2 protein-coding genes are annotated in these 4,024 nt (G+C 53.7%); one reads left to right on the top strand and one right to left on the bottom strand.

Annotation, left to right across the window (positions count from 1 at the left end; translation table 11 throughout):
* Nucleotides 1-232: 232 nt before the first annotated feature.
* Nucleotides 233-2,275 (bottom strand): sulfatase-like hydrolase/transferase, encoded by a 2,043-nt coding sequence (locus B2Y11_RS01275; protein ID WP_291055130.1) that lies wholly within the window; start codon nucleotides 2,273-2,275, stop codon nucleotides 233-235.
* A gap of 293 nt (nucleotides 2,276-2,568) precedes the next feature.
* On the opposite strand from B2Y11_RS01275, the gene B2Y11_RS01270 reads away from it, so the two are divergent.
* Nucleotides 2,569-3,906, top strand: a complete 1,338-nt coding sequence (locus B2Y11_RS01270) for an MATE family efflux transporter (protein WP_291055128.1) — start codon at nucleotides 2,569-2,571, stop codon at nucleotides 3,904-3,906.
* The last annotated feature ends 118 nt before the right edge of the window (nucleotides 3,907-4,024 follow it).

Genomic DNA, 4,024 nt, shown 5'->3' with positions numbered 1-4,024 from the left:
CGCAGGCGAAGAATCTCAGTATGCAGCACATTTGAGACATCCGGTGATAAATACCGGTCGGTGGGAAACACTTCTGTTATATACCGTAAGTGACTCTCCTTCCGCGGGGGAAAGGTGGTGGCGCCAGCCACCAAAGGGGGAAATCTCTTTCCCCGCCCGTCAGGGCGGTTGTATGGTTTTACTAGCTCACTAGTACACTATCACACCCGCCCCCCAGCCTCGCAGCTGGTCCTCAATCTTCCTGGCTGGTGCCGGAATTTTCTACTTCCGGCATGGGTTGGGCGGCTATGTCTACTTTATGGAAGCTGTTCCAGTCGAAGTTTCTATTTCCTTCGGCCCGGGCTTTTTCTTCGATTTTCCTGTTCCATTCCTTATCCATCAATTCCTGGTCGCTTCCCAGCTGTTCCACGTCGTTTCTAATCATCACATTACCGTACATGGTCATCAAAGTAGTGACGTCCTTGTCGAAGCTCGGAGAGAGGATGTCGGCGGTGGGATCGTAGCGGGCGGCGGTGAGGCCCATCATACCCATGAAGGTGTCATAGAGCATGTCATTGGAGAAGGGCATGTTTCTTCTTTCCATCATGGCTCTCACTTCCAAGGGATGGGAGGCCCGGTAGGCGCCGGAGGTGTAGATCCAGAAGGGAATATGAACCATGGTGTAGTCAAACTGGTCCGCATTGTGTCCCGGTCTTTCGGTTACCTGCTCGCCGTGGTCGGAGAAGTAGAGGACGCCGTCGGCGTGGAGCCAGTTGGTGGCTTCGTTCATAATGTTTTCCATGACGTAGTCGTTGAAGAGGACGGAATTATCGTACTCATCATTCATGATTTCCGCCGTGCTTCTTGTATTTCCCGGATTTCTGGGCCAGTGGTAGAACTCAGAGGGATAGCGGTCCCAGTAGCTTACATGGCTGCCCATAAGGTGCACCACCACCAGCTGGCGGCGGTTATTGGGGTCCACTTTCCGAAGATAGGGAATGAGGGCGGTGTCGTAATCCTTTGTTACCACGTCGGTGCCTACATAGGAATTAATCCAGTACTGGTCATCGCAGGCAGAGCCGATGGCACCGATGGGCGTATCCCATACGCCGAAGCGGGACTGGTTGGAAATCCAGGTGGTCTTGAATCCCGCTTCCCTTGCCAGGTCGATGATGGAGTACGCATTTTTCAGATCCATGTCATTGTACTGGTTCTTCTCTGTCAGCGCTTCCGTCAGTACCTGCACCGTCTGGGTATAGCAGGAGTAGGCATGATTGAAGAAATGGTAGTGCGGGTCTGCCACTGCCGCCGACTGGAAGGGGGTGGTTTCCCTGGAATAGCCGTACACGTTCATGTGATCCCTGGTCAGCGACTCACCGATAACCAGGACATATACCCCGTCCGGCGCCGCCTTCAGCTGACGGACGATGTCCTTATCCCTGATGTGCATATGCCGGCGAGCATTCACCATTTTCTGGAAATCAGAGAAACTGTGCAGTGTTTCATAGGTTTCATAATACACATGGGCCAGGCGGGTGCCGCCGATGGAAAGGGCGCAGAGACCCACATTCACGAAGAAAAGGAGGAGCATGGCAAACCAGGTTTTCCGGGACACCTGCTCCCGGTTGAAGCTGAAACGGCTTGCCTTGAAAATGAGCCATCCCAGAATGAGAAGGGCCGCCGCACCGGCTCCGATTTCCGCATAGGGAATATTCACCTCGATATACTCCATGGTCTCCGCCACATTCGTCTGGGCCAGGGCCAGCAGCATATTAATGGAAATGAGGGAATGGGTGATGAAATAATAGCCTACGTAGGTAAACTGGATGAGAATATAAAGAATAATCAGGACAACGCAGGCAATGCGGGCAATCATCCTGGCCTTTCCCGGCAGGATCCAGGCCGCTGACAGGCAGGACACAAAGAGATACAGAGGCGTAGACAATTCGCCGGATACGTCGGACATATCCAGCAGCACATCGGTCTGGGACGCCAGGTATGGCACAATCAGCGACAGGCCCCACAGAAAAGCGATGGTCAGCCATAGATGGATAGCCGCCTTCTTTAAATGATGACGCAGGAAATAGGCGGTCACGAAACCTACCTGCAGGAAAAGAAGGAACACCTTCACCTGGGAAAAAGGCTCATAGCCTCCAGGCGCGCCAAAATACCAGGACAGGAAAAAGGCCAGACAGAAAGGAAGAAGGGTGGCTATGGCCCACCAGCGCTTCCAGTGGCCGGGGCTCTCCTTCCTGAGTGGGGAAGAAATATGATCCTTCCTGTAGTTTTCCTTCATGTGATCTTTTGCCCTTCGCGTCTCTCTCTCAGAATGTTGATTCGTACGTTTCATGGATTTACACCTTTTATATTTTATGTGATAATCAGGAAAATTCTTTACAATAAAATACTGCAACTTATTTATTATAACACAAAATGGTCATAAATTGAACGCAGGCCGGGCGTTTGATTTCCCCTTACCACACTTACACAGGCCAGCCCGGCCAATTTCTTTCCTCCTTTTACATTCTGCAAAAGAAATGATATTCTATTAAAAACCTACCTATATCTTTTTCAAAAAAGGAAATAACCATGATTCTCCATAACGATTTAACCAGCGGCCCCCTTTTCCCTAAAATGATGCGGTTTGCCCTCCCCTACCTGGCAGCCTGCTTCCTCCAGACCTTCTACGGCATGGCGGACCTTTTCATTACCGGCCAGTACTATGGCGCCGCCCCGGTCACCGGGGTAGCCATCGGCAGCCAGGTCATGCACATGATCATCGTCATCATCGCAGGCCTCACCATTGGAAGCGCCGTATCCATCGCCCGGAGCCTAGGAGCCAGGGAAGATAAAGAATCCTTCCGCCTCATGGGAAGCGCCGCCTTCCTTTTCATCCCCCTTTCCCTCCTCCTTACCCTCATCCTCTTTCTCCTCATGCCCTTCATCCTCTCGGCCCTGGAGACGCCGGCAGAAGCATTGGAGGATACGAGGGCCTACCTTGCCGTCTGCTTTGCAGGCATTCCCCTCATCGTTATGTATAACACCGTCAGCAGCTTTTTCCGGGGCATGGGAAATACCAGAGCCCCCATGATTTTCATCGCCATTTCCGGCCTGCTCAATATCTTTCTGGACTTCCTCCTCATCGGTCATTACCATATGGGCGCCGCCGGCGCCGCCTGGGGCACCCTCTCCAGCGAAGGGCTGAGCGTCCTGCTGGCCCTTTTCTTCCTCCGCGTCAAATTTGCCCCCCTCCACCTGGCCCTGGAAGACTTCCGGCCGGGAAAGAAATGGATCCGCCAGATCCTGGGTATCGGCATTCCCATTTCCTGCCAGGACGGCCTCATCCAGATCTCCTTCCTCATCATCACCGCCATTGCCAACAGCCGCGGCGTGGAAGCAGCCGCTGCCGTAGGCATCGTGGAAAAAATCATCAGCTTCCTCTTCCTCGTCCCCTCGGCCATGATGTCCACCGTCTCCGCCACCGCCGCCCAGAACGCCGGTGCCGGCCTTCAGGAAAGAGGCAGGCAGGGCCTTTTCTATGGCATTTCCGTATGCATAGGCTTTGGCATTTTCTGCATTCTCCTTATCTTCTGGAAAGCAGGCCCCATCCTCTCCCTCTTCCTCCCCGGCGAGCCCGGAGTCATTGCCATGGGCATAGACTACTTCCACTCCTACGTCTTCGACTGCGCCATAGCCGGCGTCCACTTCTGCTTCTCCGGCTACTTCGCCGCCTACCGGAAAGCCACCTTCTCCTTTCTCCACAACGTCATCTCTATCTTCACCATCCGCATCCCCGGCACCTACGCCGCCTCCGTCCTCTTTTCCGCCACCCTCTTCCCCATGGGCATGGCCGCCCCGGCAGGATCTTTGCTGTCTGTGATTATCTGCGTGTATCTGTATAGGAAATATTTGAGAAGCCCGGAATGAACGGGTTCAGAGGGTTCCCTCCCACCCTATTGTGCCCCCGCTTGCGGGGTGGCAAAGGAACTGGAGTAACTCCAGCGAACTGGATTCGTAGGAGAGCCTAAGCGACCTGAGAATCCAG

The organism is Dialister sp. UBA1703, assembly GCA_002320515.1.
Taxonomy (GTDB): Bacteria; Bacillota; Negativicutes; order Veillonellales; family Dialisteraceae; genus Dialister.
This window is presented reverse-complemented; position numbering and strand designations above follow the sequence as displayed.

Excerpts from the sequence above, each read along its gene's own strand:
- B2Y11_RS01275 (WP_291055130.1), bottom strand. The coding sequence starts at position 2,275 with ATGAAGGAAAACTACAGGAAGGATCATATTTCTTCCCCACTCAGGAAG.
- B2Y11_RS01270 (WP_291055128.1), top strand. The coding sequence starts at position 2,569 with ATGATTCTCCATAACGATTTAACCAGCGGCCCCCTTTTCCCTAAAATG.